This window comes from Paenibacillus ferrarius (genome assembly GCF_002027705.1).
Classification (GTDB): domain Bacteria; phylum Bacillota; class Bacilli; order Paenibacillales; family NBRC-103111; genus Paenibacillus_E; species Paenibacillus_E ferrarius.
Genome location: NZ_MBTG01000072.1, coordinates 1 through 14,606, shown reverse-complemented (window position 1 = coordinate 14,606; position 14,606 = coordinate 1). Strand labels below are relative to the sequence as shown.

The 14,606-nt window shown below is 46.2% G+C and carries 12 protein-coding genes; 10 read left to right on the top strand and 2 right to left on the bottom strand.

Annotation, left to right across the window (positions count from 1 at the left end; genetic code table 11):
- The first annotated feature begins 23 nt into the window (after positions 1-23).
- The gene (locus BC351_RS39075) at positions 24-1,106 is read left to right on the top strand and encodes a Gfo/Idh/MocA family protein (RefSeq protein WP_079421085.1); all 1,083 of its coding nucleotides are present in this window, start codon (positions 24-26) and stop codon (positions 1,104-1,106) included.
- 92 nt (positions 1,107-1,198) lie between these two features.
- Here BC351_RS39075 and BC351_RS39070 read toward each other — a convergent pair whose 3' ends face one another.
- On the bottom strand, positions 1,199-2,068 hold the full coding sequence (locus BC351_RS39070) for a helix-turn-helix domain-containing protein (protein WP_158082384.1): 870 nt from the start codon (positions 2,066-2,068) through the stop codon (positions 1,199-1,201).
- 140 nt (positions 2,069-2,208) lie between these two features.
- On the opposite strand from BC351_RS39070, the gene BC351_RS39065 reads away from it, so the two are divergent.
- The 9 genes from BC351_RS39065 (at position 2,209) to BC351_RS39020 (ending at position 12,927) form a co-directional block, all read left to right on the top strand.
- On the top strand, positions 2,209-2,982 hold the full coding sequence (locus BC351_RS39065) for a phytanoyl-CoA dioxygenase family protein (protein WP_079421083.1): 774 nt from the start codon (positions 2,209-2,211) through the stop codon (positions 2,980-2,982).
- Positions 2,983-3,320: 338 nt separating this feature from the next.
- Positions 3,321-4,076: a DUF975 family protein gene (locus tag BC351_RS39055; RefSeq protein ID WP_079421081.1), complete on the top strand. Its 756-nt coding sequence runs from the start codon at positions 3,321-3,323 to the stop codon at positions 4,074-4,076.
- 564 nt (positions 4,077-4,640) lie between these two features.
- Positions 4,641-6,002 carry a (R)-1-hydroxy-2-aminoethylphosphonate ammonia-lyase gene (gene pbfA, locus BC351_RS39050; protein WP_079421080.1) on the top strand — a complete coding sequence of 454 codons (1,362 nt, stop codon included), beginning with the start codon at positions 4,641-4,643 and terminating at the stop codon, positions 6,000-6,002.
- A 36-nt stretch (positions 6,003-6,038) separates the two neighbouring features.
- Positions 6,039-6,836: a phosphonoacetaldehyde hydrolase gene (phnX, locus tag BC351_RS39045; RefSeq protein ID WP_079421079.1), complete on the top strand. Its 798-nt coding sequence runs from the start codon at positions 6,039-6,041 to the stop codon at positions 6,834-6,836.
- Complete coding sequence (phnW, locus tag BC351_RS39040; RefSeq protein WP_144028679.1) at positions 6,833-7,960, top strand: 2-aminoethylphosphonate--pyruvate transaminase; 1,128 nt, start codon at positions 6,833-6,835, stop codon at positions 7,958-7,960. The genes phnX and phnW overlap by 4 nt, the downstream gene beginning before the upstream one ends.
- A gap of 132 nt (positions 7,961-8,092) precedes the next feature.
- Positions 8,093-9,205, top strand: coding sequence for a putative 2-aminoethylphosphonate ABC transporter substrate-binding protein (locus tag BC351_RS39035; protein ID WP_079421292.1), 1,113 nt, complete (start codon positions 8,093-8,095; stop codon positions 9,203-9,205).
- Positions 9,206-9,333: 128 nt separating this feature from the next.
- Positions 9,334-10,368, top strand: a complete 1,035-nt coding sequence (locus BC351_RS39030; RefSeq protein WP_079421078.1) for a putative 2-aminoethylphosphonate ABC transporter ATP-binding protein — start codon at positions 9,334-9,336, stop codon at positions 10,366-10,368.
- Positions 10,368-12,089, top strand: coding sequence for a putative 2-aminoethylphosphonate ABC transporter permease subunit (locus BC351_RS39025; protein ID WP_079421077.1), 1,722 nt, complete (start codon positions 10,368-10,370; stop codon positions 12,087-12,089). The genes BC351_RS39030 and BC351_RS39025 overlap by 1 nt, the downstream gene beginning before the upstream one ends.
- Positions 12,090-12,141: 52 nt before the next feature.
- Positions 12,142-12,927: a DeoR/GlpR family DNA-binding transcription regulator gene (locus BC351_RS39020; RefSeq protein WP_079421076.1), complete on the top strand. Its 786-nt coding sequence runs from the start codon at positions 12,142-12,144 to the stop codon at positions 12,925-12,927.
- A 198-nt stretch (positions 12,928-13,125) separates the two neighbouring features.
- Here the strand turns inward: BC351_RS39020 and BC351_RS39015 are convergent, their stop codons facing one another.
- Positions 13,126-14,448, bottom strand: a complete 1,323-nt coding sequence (locus BC351_RS39015; RefSeq protein ID WP_079412048.1) for an IS4 family transposase — start codon at positions 14,446-14,448, stop codon at positions 13,126-13,128.
- Between the last annotated feature and the right edge of the window lie 158 nt (positions 14,449-14,606).

The window sequence follows — 14,606 nt, the reverse complement described above, 5'->3', positions numbered from 1 at the left end:
TATTAATCTTAGGGGGATCATCCATGTCCAAAACGTATCGGATTGCCATTATTGGCTGCGGCGGAATTGCCAACGGCAAACACATGCCAAGCTTAAACAAATTAAACAACGTAGAAATGGTCGCTTTCTGTGATATTATTTCGGAAAAAGCCAAAGAAGCGGCAGAGAAGTATGGAAAAGGCGAAGCGCGTGTATACGAAGATTACCGTGAAGTGTTGAAAGACAGTTCCATTGACATCGTTCATGTGTGTACACCAAATGATTCGCATGCTGAAATCACAATTGCAGCGCTTGAAGCGGGCAAACATGTTATGTCCGAGAAACCGATGGCCAAAACAGCAGCTGATGCACGCCGCATGGTTGAAGCAGCGAAGCGCACAGGCAAAAAACTGACAGTTGGCTACAACAACCGTTTCCGCAGCGACAGCCAGCACTTGTACAAAGTTTGCTCCGAAGGTGAATTGGGAGAAATCTATTTCGCCAAAGCTCATGCGATTCGCCGCCGCGCAGTTCCTACTTGGGGTGTTTTCCTGGATGAGGAGAAACAAGGCGGAGGCCCGTTGATTGATATCGGTACGCATGCGTTGGATTTGACGATGTGGATGATGAACAACTACGAGCCCAAAGTCGTTCTTGGAACGTCTTACCATAAACTATCCCAACGTGAGAATGCAGCAAATGCTTGGGGACCTTGGGACCCAGCGAAGTTCACTGTGGAAGATTCCGCTTTCGGGATGATTACGATGAAGAATGGAGCAACGATCATTCTTGAATCCAGCTGGGCGCTTAACACACTGGAAGTTGATGAAGCCAAATGTACGCTTAGCGGAACAGAAGGCGGCGCAGATATGAAGAACGGTCTACGCATCAATGGAGAGAAGCACAGCCGTTTATTCACAACAGAAGTTGAACTGAATGCTGGCGGCGTTGCTTTCTACGATGGCGCGGCAGACAGCGCTCCTGACCTCGAAATGCGCTTATGGATTGACGCTATCGAAAATGACAAAGACCCGGTTGTAACACCGGAGCAAGCATGCGTCGTTTCAGAAATTCTGGAAGCGATCTATGAATCCGCGAAAACAGGCAAAGCCGTCTATTTCGACTAATTTAGACGCGCTTAGACTATTTCCTAGGAAATAACAAATCCCCTTTGCACTCGAGTTAATCACTCGGTTGAAGGGGATTTTTTTGCAATTAATCAGGTTCTACGGAGCTCCTGCTGACGAAACTTGCCTGGAGGCATTTTTTTGGCTTCCGTAAATGTCCGCGAAAAGTAATGAACGGAAGAGAAGCCTGTGACTTCAGCAATTTCTTTCATGGAAAGCTCGCTTGTAAGCAGCAGATGAGCGGCTTGACGTACCCGTTCACTGCGTATGAAATCCGTATAAGTCTCGTGTATGCCCTCCGAGAACAGGCGGGATAAATGGCGCTCAGACACATTGAGATAATCAGCAACATGGCCGAGATGGAGCGGCTCAGCTAAGTTATCGCGGATATACAGTTTCGCACGCTGCAATAGCGCATTCGTATTTTTACGCGGAATGAACGGTTCATGATGATCTTTACCGAATAGGGCTAGGAACGATACCAGCAAAGCATACGCTGCTGAGGAGATCGCGGCAGTTGGCAGGCTGAGCTTATCCTCTCGCAAGAGAAGAGACTTCCACAAGAGGGCTGTCGGGTGATCATCCCCCTCATCAAGACATACCTCAGCGTGCTCGGCAAGCTTGCCGAAGGCTTCGCGCATCGAATCGTCGCTTAGCGATTCATCTATTTCAAAAGCAACGAATACAATGGACAGCCCATCTTGAGTGCGTATTTGATGATGAATGCCCGGTCTTGAACAAAAGTGAGTTCCTGCTTTTAATGGAAACTGTTTCCCCGCATCCGTATATTCACCTTCCCCGCCGAGGATATAGCATACTTCAAAGAAAGAGTGCTTATGCGGCTTATTCTCGAACAGGCATTCATCTACGCCCCAATATTGAATTTTAAAAGTGGCTGCTGCTCCCGAAATTAAAGTTGCTGCTTCATTCAACATGGAGGATGTCTCTTTCCAACGATACATGGTTCTCATCCTTTTTATAGAAAATGTCCTCATAGTGCAAAAAGTTGTCCTTTGGTGAAAAAGACAGAATTGATCCTGTTTTCTATAATTATAAGTAAGGAAGCGGTTAATAATCAATAACTATGATGGAGGAATGAATCGTGATTACTCAAAAGGATGTAGAATTTTACAAAGATAATGGGTATTTGCTTGTGAAAGGTGTCTTCAATCAACAGGAAGTCGAAGAAATGAGAAAAGCGGTTGAGGGGATTATTGCACGGGCTGCGCAATCCAAAGCAGATTATAATTCAGCTTGGCAAGGGGACTTTATTCCGGCTGAGGAGCTGAAGAAGCTTGTCTTGAAAGGCTTCCATGATGTTCATTATCATGACGCTTCGTTCATGCGAGCTGTCATTCATCCGCATATGACGGCTGTTCTCACGCAAATTATCGGCCCCAATGTACAGCTGCATCATTCCAAAATGCTCGTTAAACCGCCGGAGAACGGGGCTGCTTTCCCAATGCATCAGGATTATCCTTATTTTCCTCATGAAAAGCATACGATGCTAGCGGCCAGCGTACATCTGGATCATGCGGATGAAGAAAATGGCTGCTTGCGCGTCATTCCAGGCTCACATCGTGTCGGTTCATTGCCTCACGTGGGTTCCTATTATTTGAATCACAAGGAATATCCAATTAAGGAGGGGACTCCTTGTGTGGCGGAAGCAGGCGATGTGTTGTTCTTCAACTACTTGACCATTCATGGCTCTGAAACAAATCGAAGCTCAAGAACTAGAAGAAATGTGTTGTTTCAATACCGTGAAGCGAGTGATTTTCCGGTGGAGAATACGCATTTTGACTGGGGAATGGGCCTGATGGTTAGCGGAGAGAATCCGAATTTCACGAAGGTGAAGCCGGAGTTCAAGATTATTTGAGGCGGCATTTACTTACCGGGCTTAACGGGCATCTTGGGTGCAAATTGCAGGCAAGGCTTGCCTGACGAGGAAAGAACTGCTTGACTAGGCAGCGCCTGTGTTTTGAAGCCGTAAGCTTTGCAGCCTCTAGGGAATTTGGCATCCCAGGTAATATAGAAATGTACACACTGCATACAATTAATTGGACTGGATTTGGTCATAATGAGGTCCCTCTGATTCTAGAATAAGCTCATTATACCTGATCGGGACGATGAATTGAATCCCATAAGGGTCTTCCGGTTTAATCCTGTCTGAGGTACGATAGATGGTAATAAGGATTTCACAAGGGGAGATGCTGTGTGTACTGGACTCGCAAAGAACTAAAAGACCGGGCAAAGCAAGTATTACGAACATCGTATTGGAAAGCTTTTCTGGTCAGCTTGGTGGTAGCTGTTTTGAGTGGAGGCGTATCCGGCTGCTCCTTTAATTCCAGCGGCGGAAGCTCATTAAGCCTGCCTGGCCTGAATAACAGTTGGGGAGACATAGGCAATAGCTCCGTGATGGCAGTTGTCGTTATTGGCGCTATTCTGCTGGCGCTTGTCGTTGGACTTCTTAGCGTGGCTTTCCAAATCTTTATTGTAGCCCCCTTTGAAGCGGGAGAAAAGCAGTATTTTAAGCAGGCTGCTGCCCAAAATGAGATTAACATGAGCTATCTGGTGTATGCCTTCACTAATGGGAATTACTTGAGGATTGTGCTGGCGATGTTATGGAGTGGATTCTTGCTGTTCCTATGGTATTGCTTGCTCATCATTCCGGGAATCGTGAAGTCCTATGCATACGGCATGGTTCCTTATCTGCTTGGCGATAATCCCCAGATCGGGTCGAAGAGAGCGGTTGAATTAAGCAACCAAATGACACAAGGCCATAAGTGGAAAATGTTTGTTTTGGATTTATCTTTTATTGGTTGGTATGTGTTAGGTACTTTGGCGCTGGGTATTGGTGTGCTTTTCGTAACGCCTTACTATCAATCGACGAGAGCGGAGCTTTACTTGGTTCTTCGTGAGCAAGCGTTGCACAAAGGGCTGAGCCATGAGAAAGAACTGAATTTACTATAAGAAGACAGAAAACCACGCGATCTCTTGCGTGGTTTTTTTATATGCTTTGGGGTGAGCGAAGCTTGCCGCTTATTGTTGCGCCGCTGACGAGGAGGTGACTTGACGGGGAGGAGTGAGAGACCAGCAGGAACTGTAGGGGAATGCAGATTTGCTGCATCCAACAACTAGCTCAACTCAATCGGAACGGCTTCTTATGCCTCCGGAGGGAACTATGTTCCCTTATTCACCGTCAAAACCGTCTTTGAGCTAGCCGGAGGGAACTATGGTACGCTAATTCGTCTATTTTGTTGGGAAATTAGCTTTGAGCTGCGGAATAAGGGATCCTACTTCCCTTTCAACTGCAAATATCGGATTCTACGCCAAATAGAGGATCGTAGTTCCGTTTTGCAAGAAAGGTTCTGTAACTGTTCATATCTGGGGGAACGCCTACCTCCAAAAACAATTAAAACAAACTAAAACAAATTAAATACACAAATTTTACATGCATTTAATCTTCCGATTACAAATCTTCTATAAGATAGATCTAGAAGCACAAAACAACATCCTGCAATGAGGTGATCCCGCATGCCGACCAACCCTGAAAACAAGGCTTACATGAAAACAGAAGGCGATATTAATTTGACGGAAGGAAGGACGCAGTGGTGGGCAGCGCACATAGATGAAACTTCGCGAGCTTATCTGCAAGAAGACGAGGATGTGTTCCTTCATCAAACCTTATCAACCCCTTGTCTGAACGTGCTTTCCTCCTGTAAGGGAATTTATGTTCAGGATGCGCAGGGGAGGAAGATCATGGATTTCCACGGCAATAATGTACATCAGCTTGGCTTTGGCCATCCTGCTGTCATTGAAGCCATGAAACAGCAGCTTGATGAGCTTTCTTTTTGTACAAGAAGATATACAAATCTACCGGCGATCGAGCTCGCAACGAAACTAACGGAGTTAACGGGCGGCGCTCTGAGTCGAGTATTGTTCGCTCCAGGCGCCACATCCGCGATGGGCATGGCTTTGAAGCTGGCACGTGCTGTAACAGGCAGATATAAGACATTATCCATGTGGGGAGCATTTCACGGCGCATCGCTGGACGCTATCTCAGTCGGAGGGGAAGGGGCGTTCCGCAGAGGCTTAGGACCTTTGCTGCCAGGAGCGGAGCATGTGATTCCCTTTAATTCCTATCGCTGTGTGTTTGGATGTCAGGATGAGGCCCACTCACTTTGCTTGAAGCCAATCGAGTATGTGCTTGAACAGGACGGAGAGATCGGCGCGGTCGTCATTGAAACCATTCGAAATACAGATGTACAGATTCCGCCAGTGTCCTATTATCAGAAGCTGCGGGAACTCTGTGACAAACACGGCGCTTTGTTGATTGTGGATGAAACGGCTACCGCATTCGGACGCACAGGTACAATGTTTGCTTATCAACATTATGGGATAACCCCGGATATGATGGTTCTTGGCAAAGGGCTGGGCGGAGGCATATTTCCCATGGCCGCGCTGCTTGTGAAGGAAGAGCTGAATCAAGCGCAGACGATGTCGATTGGGCATTATACCCATGAGAAGTCGCCGGTAGGGGCGGCTGCCGGACTAGCTACCCTTCGTGTCATAGAAGAAGACAATTTGCTGGAGCAGGCTAATTATTTGGCAGGTATCCTGAAGCTGCGCTTGCAAGAAATGATGGAAAAGTATCTCATCATCGGGGATATTCGTCAAATCGGTCTGCTGGCAGCCGTTGAGCTTGTTGCAGACAGGACGACGAAAGAACCGGCAGCAGCTGAGGCAGAGCGTGTTATGTATGCTTGCTTGGCTAGAGGACTCAATTTTAAGGTTTCCAAAGGAAATGTGCTGACACTTTCACCTCCTTTGATTATTACGGAAGCTGAGCTGAATGAGGCGCTGAATATCTTGGAGAAAAGTATTGCAGAACTATAAGAAAGCAAACTTATCAGTCAAACAGGAGGTTGTACAATGATTCAAGCAGTTGTTTTTGATTGGGCGGGCACAATGGTCGATTATGGTTGTTTTGCGCCGCTGAATGTATTTATGGAAGTTTTCCAAAAGAGAGAGATTGCCATTACGATTGAAGAGGCCAGAGCGCCGATGGGGCTTCTCAAGCGAGACCATATTCGCGCAATATTGCAGATGGAGCGGGTAGCTGCGTTATGGGAGGCACGTTACGGTAAGCCACCACAGGAGTCGGACATTGATGCGCTTTATGCCGATTTTGAACCGATGATGTTAGCGGTGGTGCATCAATACGCGGAGCCAATCCCCGGTGCTCTCGCCCTTGTGGATCGCTTGCGCCAATCCGGTATTCGCATAGGTTCAACAACCGGCTACACGGCCGAGATGATGGCAATTGTAACGGCAGAAGCCCATCTACGAGGCTATGCCCCTGATCATGTAGTTACTCCCAATGATGTGCCGGCAGGAAGACCTTATCCTTGGATGATGTATAAGAATGCAGCAGCTTTGAATGTGTACCCTATGCATACGATGATTAAGGTTGGCGATACGGTGAGCGATATGGGTGAAGGCGTTAACGCAGGCGCATGGACGGTTGGTGTTGTGAAAGGCGGCAGTGAGCTTGGCATGAGCGAAGATGAAGTTGCCGCGTGCCCTCCTGATCTGCTTGAGCAGCGCATGGCGATCGTTGCGGCGAAATTTCGTGAACAAGGCGCTCATTATGTGATAGACAGCATTGGAGAGCTTGATCAGCTAATCCCACTCATTAACGAAAGACTTCAAAGAGGTGAGCGTCCATGAAAATAAATGTGAATCAATTACCAGATAATCCTTATTTGCTGCTAACGCCAGGTCCCCTTTCTACGAGTAAAAAAGTAAAGGCCGCCATGCTGCGCGACTGGTGTACATGGGATCAAGACTATAACCAATTAGTGCAGTCTATTCGCAGCCGCCTTGTGACAATGGCATCGAGCAAGCCGGAAGACTACACAACCGTGCTTATGCAAGGAAGCGGTACTTTCTCCGTGGAGTCGGTCATCGGCTCCGTGATTCCTCGAAACGGCAAACTGCTTGTTCTCACGAATGGCGCGTATGGCAAACGAATGGCTGAGATGGCGGAGATCCTCGGAATCTATTCGATCGTATTGGACTCGGGCGAAACAAAGCCTGTGAACACGAAGCAGCTCGAGGAAGTTCTGAAGGTGGATTCGTCCATTACACATGTGGCTGTTGTGCATGTAGAAACGACGACAGGGATGATGAATCCGGTTGCGGATGTGACGCGTATTGCCAAAGCTTATGGCAAAACGGTCATCGTTGATGCCATGAGCTCCTTTGGCGGCATTCCGATTGACATGGCAGCACTGGATATTGATTATTTGATCAGCAGTGCCAACAAATGCATTCAAGGCGTGCCGGGCTTTGGCTTCATTATTGCTCGCAAAGAGGCGTTGTCCACCTGCAAAGGCATTGCACGCTCCCTCTCTTTGGACCTTTATGATCAGTGGGAAACGATGGAACTAGGCAATGGGAAATGGCGCTATACATCGCCCACCCATACTGTACGGGCGTTTGATCAAGCGCTTCAGGAATTAGAGGAAGAAGGCGGGATCGCCAGCAGATACGAACGCTTTAAGACCAATCAACAGACATTGGTAGCCGGAATGGAGCGAATGGGTCTTAAGACTTTACTTCCAGTCGAACTGCAATCACCGATCATCACATCTTTCTTATATCCGGATTCGCCTGTGTTTTCTTTTGATGAGTTTTATTCACGCATGAAACAAGAAGGATTTGTCATCTATCCCGGTAAAATAACGGCTGCTTCCACATTCCGTATTGGGAATATCGGGGACGTGCATTTGGCTGATATGGAACGCTTGCTGGCAGGTATGGAAAAACAGTTGTTTTGGAAAACAACTTAAAAACAACAAAACAAATAACAAAACAATATCTTTACTTGTATTTAATCTTAAATTTACAAAACTATTTTATACTTAATCTATCAGTGAGCCATTAACAGACTGATACACACAAAAGGAGTGGGAAAAGAAATGATGAAGAGGTCAATCGGCAGTACAGCAGCTTTACTAACGGTAGTTTTCATGCTGGCAGCTTGTGGAGGAAAAGCGGGGAGTACGGAGGGGACCAAAGCAAGCACGGCGCCAACAGCGGCTGCAAGCTCAAGTACGGAAGCAACCGTAGATACAAAAAGTAAAGATTTAACGGTGTACACGGCTTTGGAAGACGATCAAATCAAAACCTATTTGACCACTTTTAAAGCAAAATATCCGGATGTTAAAGTAAATATCGTGCGTGATTCAACAGGGATTGTTACGGCGAAATTGCTGGCTGAGAAAGATAATACGCAAGCCGATGTAGTTTGGGGATTAGCGGCGACAAGCTTGCTGGTGCTTGATCAGAACACGATGCTGGAGCCGTATGCGCCCAAAGGTGTAGAGCGTATTCTTCCTGATTTTAAAGATAAAAATGCGGTAACGCACTGGGTAGGTATTGATGCTTGGGAAACCGCGTTCATCGTCAACAAAGTAGAGATGGAGAAGCGCAAATTGGCGATTCCGCAGTCCTATGAGGATCTGGCGAAGCCGGAATACAAAGGGCTTATCACGATGCCGAACCCCTCATCTTCCGGAACGGGCTTCTTGACAGTATCAGGCCTGGTTCAACTGAAAGGTAAAGATGCTTCTTGGGATTATATGAATAAATTGCACGACAACATTGCCATGTACGTTCATTCCGGTTCCAAACCGGCCAAATTGGCAGGCACAGGCGAATATCCAATTGGTATTTCCTTCGGCTACCGTGGCATTCAAGAGAAAAAGACCGGTTCACCGGTTGAAGTGGTATTCCCCAAAGAAGGCTCCGGCTGGGATGTAGAAGCCAATGCTTTGATGAAAAAGAAAGTCGTTAAACAAGTAGCGAAGGACTTTCTTGACTGGGCGATTACGGACGACGTGATGAAAGAATACAACAAAAACTATGCGATTCTAGCTATCAAAACGGATTCAAGCAAAGTGCCGGACGGCTACACAGTTGATCCGATCAAGCAATTGATTAAATATGACTTGAATGATGCGGCGAAAAACCGTGACAGCATTTTGGCAGAGTGGGATAAGCGCTTTAACGCAAAAAGCGAACCGAAAAAATAAAGCGAAAACCATAAAACGGCTGACTGCGAACCAAGCTTTGCAGCCAGTCGTTTTCTTTGAACACTTAACAAAATGATAACAATAGAGATTTATACTAGAGCTAATAAGACGAAGGAGGCTGCTTGATCATGACAGAGGCTTACCTGTCCATTCAAGGTGTAAATAAATCATTCGGCTCTTTCAGTGCTTTGAAAGAGATTGATATTGATATTCAAAAGAATGAATTCATCTGCCTGCTCGGTCCGAGCGGCTGCGGGAAAACAACACTGCTGCGCATAATAGCCGGTCTGGAGAAGCCTTCGCACGGTCGTATTCTCGTCGGTGGCAAGGATATTACGGCACTGCCGCCGGCCAAAAGAAACTTCGGGATGGTTTTCCAATCTTACGCCTTATTCCCTAACCTCACGGCCTATCAGAATGTTGCTTATGGGCTGCAGGGCAAAAAGTTTTCAAAGAAAGACATTGACGATAAGGTGAGAGAAGTCCTCTCCTTAGTTGACTTGCTGCATCTTCATGATCGCTATCCAGCCCAGCTATCGGGCGGTCAGCAGCAGCGAATTGCGCTCGCCCGGGCAATTGTGCTTTCACCGGACTTCCTTCTCTTGGATGAGCCGCTATCCGCTCTGGATGCCAAAGTTCGGGTCAAGCTGCGGGAGCAGATCTGTGAGCTGCAAGAAAAGCTAGGAATTACGACGGTCATGGTCACACATGATCAAGAGGAAGCGCTCACGATGGCTGATCGTATTGTGGTGATGAAGAACTCGGAGGTCGTCCAAATCGGGACACCGGAGCAAGTGTATGATGAACCGAATTCTCCTTTTGTTGCTGACTTTATTGGTTCGATTAATTTCTTGCAGGGGTTCGGAGATATGCCGCAGCGGAACATAGCTGTTCGGCCTGAGCATATTCGGATATCCGCCGCGGGCACAAGAGGCGCTATGCAAGCTATCGTCAAGCACGTCGAATTCAGAGGAGCTTTCTACCGATTGCTGCTCCAGCCTACAGCTGACAGCGTCAATGATTACCGTGATTGTCTTCTGACCGTGGATGTTTCAGCACAAATGGCTCAGCATCTCAAACTTGCGAAACACGCAGTAGTTTCGGTTGAATTTCCGCAAGAGAAAATGATTTCCTTCGCTTCCGAAGCCGTGGTAGGTGCCTAATGAATAAGGGAACAGTCACCATGACACTGCCTAATCGCCGTCATTTGGGAGCATTCTTCACGCTGCAAAATATATTAATTGTCATACTCGTACTTACTCTAACGACCAGTACACTCATCCCGTTAATCCTGTTATTCAGCAAGGCTTTCCTGAACAAACAAGAATCCTTTATTGGCTTCGCCAATTTCATTCAATATTTCTCCACGCCTTCTCTTATCCAATCGTTAACCAATACCATTTGGGTTTCGGTCCTATCAACGGTCATCGCGGTCATTCTCGCGTTCACCTATGCCTATGGGATTAGCCGGACAGCGATTGGCGGCAAAAGGTATTTCCATTACATCGCGCTGCTGCCGCTTTTTGAGCCGACGATGATGCATGGTATTGCATTGACCTATCTATTCGGGAATCAAGGCATCATTACGAATGGATTCTTCGGTCTCCTGCCTGGCTTGCGAATAGAGATATATGGACCGATCGGGATTGTCATTTCAGAAGTCATTTACTTATTCCCGCAGGCTTTTCTTATCTTTATTACGGCGTTATCCATGACAGACCAGCGGCTCTATGAAGCAGCCGAATCGCTTGGAGCAAGTAAAGTGAAAACCTTCTTTACCGTCACGCTGCCGTCCGTCAAATATGGTTTAATCAGCGCGGCTTTCGTCTGTTTTACAGCCAGCTTTACGGATTTCGGCGCACCTCAAGCCATCGGCGGCAAGTTTAATGTGCTCGCCACCGATATTTATAAACAAGTGATTGGTCAGCAAAACTTATCCATGGGTGCGACGGTAGGCATCCTGCTGACGATTCCGGCGGTCATTGCATTCATTGTAGACCGAATAGTTGAGCGGAAGCAGCGGTCCATGCTTTCGTCCAAATCAACATCGTATCAGGTACCTGACGGACGAGGGAGGGACGGCTTTTACCGTGTTTTCTGCTGGATCATCTCCACAGCGATCTTGATTCCTTTGATTACGATTTTATTTGCCTCGCTGATTAAAGTATGGCCTTACAATCTGCATCTTAGCTTGAAACACTTTGATTTCTCAAGCGTAGCGGGGTCAGGCTTGGAACCCTTTTGGAATTCGCTGAAGGTTTCGTTCATTACGGCCATCGTAGGAACCATCATTACATTTGTTTTTGCATATTTGATTGAGAAATCCAGAACGATGAAGGGACTTAGGCAAGTCGGCTATTTTCTTTCCATTCTTCCCTTAGCACTTCCGGGTATGGTTATAGGCTTGGCCTATATTTTCTTCTTTAATGATCCGAGCAATCCGTTCAATTGGATTTATGGGACGATGGCGATTCTTGTGCTTGCGAATATTACGCATTTCTATGCGGTTCCTTTCATCACGGCGACGACTGCTCTCAAAAAGCTGGACAAAGAATTCGAGCTCGTCTCGGAATCTATGCGTGTGCCATTTTACAAGACGTTCCTGAAAGTCACGGTGCCGATGTCCTTGCCGGCCATTGCTGAAATCGGCATGTACTTTTTCGTCAATGCGATGGTTACGGTATCTGCTGTTGTCTTCTTGCGGTCTGCCGATATGAATTTAGCAGCTGTTGCTTTGGTCAATATGGAAGATGCCGGGGATGTGGCTGCGGCAGCTGCGATGTCGACTCTCATTGTTGGAACGAACATCATCGTTCGAATGGTGTACGAGCTCGTTCTGAATAAAATCAAAAAAAGAACTTCTGCTTGGCAAATTAGGAAGTAAAATCATATAATTGTTCTAGAATTGTCACATACTAACTGGGGGCTTGTATACAATGTCGTTGATAGGTGAAGAACGGAAGGATTATATTCTCAACCAGCTTAATCTGGAAGGCAAAGTAAGGACGAACGATTTGGTTGACACTTTAAATGTTTCTTCCGAAACGGTTCGTCGGTACTTGGAAGAGCTTGAAGATGAAAATAAACTGAAACGTGTCTATGGCGGCGCAGTCAAAATTAACTTATCCCGCGAGGAGCCGTCGCAGCTCAAAAGAGAAGTGCTGCATGCCGAGGCGAAACGGATGATTGGCAGAGCGGCAGCCCAACTTGTCGAAGATAATGACGTTATCTTCATTGATGATGGAACGACGACCCTGCATACCATTGATTATTTGCTGAACAAAAAGAACCTTACGGTTTTGACTATATCCATTCCAGCTTTATATTTACTGATTGATTATAAAAACAAGGAACTATTCTCAGGGGAAATTTATTTCCTAGGTGGCAAAGTGAATGCACTGCATTCTCGTGTTGCTGGTTCCATGGCCGAGCAGATGGTAGAGCATTTTTATGCGGATAAAGCTTTTCTCTCCGTCGATGGCATGATGATAGGCAGAGGGATTACTGGCTTTGATGAAGGGAAAGGACGCATGACGCAGCAGTTCATGAAACATGCGAAGCAAAACATCGTACTCTCGGACCAGTCGAAATTTGGGCTTGTGCAATTTTATAAGATTGCTGATCTCAAGGAAATCGACATCATTGTGAGCGATGTTCCTGTGCCCAAAGAGTGGGAACCTAATCTGGCGGCTAAGAATGTGACTTGGATTACGGCAAATTAACAATTGGTTGTGAAAAGGATGCGGCTGTTGCCCAATGTCATTAAGATAAGTTCAAAGACAAAATACGGAATAAAGATGAATCCGAAAACGGCATGGGAAAAATCCCTGTGCCGTTTGTTTTTTATGCAAACAAGGAAAAAAGCGCACAGCAAACAAACGGATGGAATATCCGCTAAAAAAATGGTCTTGTTAAACGATTTATGCTACTCTGTAGACGAAGCTAACAGCTGATTTATAGCGGATTTTGCGCGTATTCTGCTGTCCTGGGCGGATGGGTCGAATCGGCAAAATGTTTTTGTGAATCAACGCTTCAACATCGGGCGGGGGTTCATCATCTTTTGAACGCAGGAAATATCTACAAACGTGAACGGCAACCGTGAAGTTGACTTGGTAGTGGTGCCGTTTATCCATTTGGGAAATGACGACGTGTGAGGTCATCATTTCAGCGAAATTGTACATGATCATTCTTGCGAAAATCTCTTGGATGATGGACTCTTGTTTCTTTGCGTGAAAACTCGTCAATCCGACGGTGTATTTCAACGCTCTGAAAGAGGTTTCAATGCCCCATCGCATGTTATAAATGGACTCCAGTTCATCGGGTGGGAAATCTGCGGCAGAAAGATTCGTGATGACAGTTTCATAGGCGCCACTTGGCAGGACGAAACGAACAACCCGAAAGGAAATCGGGTAATACAAGTTTTCATGCAAATCCAAAAAATCAAATGTTGACTTGGAAGGGATGAACTTGTAAATCTCGGGATGAGCCTTGACCTCTTTGGTTTGTTTTTTTGTGAGTGTCAGATGAACTTCAATATCAAACGAACCGCTAGAGGGCAAACGCAAGCCCGAAAGAATACCATTGGAATCCAAATCCTTTACCCGTATGACGTAGTTCCATCCTTTGCGCTCAATATGCGCGAAATTGTTGTAACTTTCATAGCCTCGATCGGAAATAACAATGATTTTACCTTTGATGGGGGAACGATCAACCATAGCTGCAAGTGCTCTTCCCTCGCTACTCAATCTTCGCGGCTGAACAATGGCATCCACGTAAAGTCTGTTGCAGAGGTCATAGGCTGCGTTCAAATGCAAAAGGTTGTAGCCTTTCGTGTTCGGTTGACTTTGAAAATAGGTGTCCGTGTTGGCAGGGTCCGTTGCGATATGTAAATCCGAACCGTCAATCGCAAGTAATCGATACCCGTGGTAGTCTTTGATATCCGTATGCGATTGAGTAAATTCGTGAAACAGGAATTCCACAGCAGACGGCAGGATTTTATTCCTCTGCTGAACAAAAGCAGAAGTGGTTGCGGTGTTTACATCATAGCCCTGCGACTCCAAGAGTTCCTTATAGATGCTGTTACCGCCCATCGAGATCAGGAGTTGCATAACCGTTTCAAAGGGCAGCTTTTTCTTTCGGGTAAAATCTCTTTCGGGGTTTTTGACATATGGTGCGGGTAGCGCTGACATTTCTCGTATGAGAGATGTCAGCGTTTCTTTTAGCGAATTCGCGTACTCATTCATTGGCGTAACCTCCTCGTTTTTCAAGGGGCTTCGCCACACACTTTCAACTGCTTGTCAAGTTCTTTTTTTCTTTTTCATGCAAAAAAAGAGCGGGCTATCTTTTCAGATAACCTGCTCTTTTTTTGATTTTAACCCTGCGCCTTAACTTAATGACATTG

Coding starts and splice junctions, on each gene's coding strand:
- BC351_RS39030 (WP_079421078.1), top strand. CDS start 9,334: ATGACAGAGGCTTACCTGTCCATTCAAGGTGTAAATAAATCATTCGGC.
- phnW (WP_144028679.1), top strand. CDS start 6,833: ATGAAAATAAATGTGAATCAATTACCAGATAATCCTTATTTGCTGCTA.
- BC351_RS39020 (WP_079421076.1), top strand. CDS start 12,142: ATGTCGTTGATAGGTGAAGAACGGAAGGATTATATTCTCAACCAGCTT.
- pbfA (WP_079421080.1), top strand. CDS start 4,641: ATGCCGACCAACCCTGAAAACAAGGCTTACATGAAAACAGAAGGCGAT.
- BC351_RS39035 (WP_079421292.1), top strand. CDS start 8,093: ATGAAGAGGTCAATCGGCAGTACAGCAGCTTTACTAACGGTAGTTTTC.
- BC351_RS39070 (WP_158082384.1), bottom strand. CDS start 2,068: ATGTATCGTTGGAAAGAGACATCCTCCATGTTGAATGAAGCAGCAACT.
- BC351_RS39075 (WP_079421085.1), top strand. CDS start 24: ATGTCCAAAACGTATCGGATTGCCATTATTGGCTGCGGCGGAATTGCC.
- phnX (WP_079421079.1), top strand. CDS start 6,039: ATGATTCAAGCAGTTGTTTTTGATTGGGCGGGCACAATGGTCGATTAT.
- BC351_RS39015 (WP_079412048.1), bottom strand. CDS start 14,448: ATGAATGAGTACGCGAATTCGCTAAAAGAAACGCTGACATCTCTCATA.
- BC351_RS39025 (WP_079421077.1), top strand. CDS start 10,368: ATGAATAAGGGAACAGTCACCATGACACTGCCTAATCGCCGTCATTTG.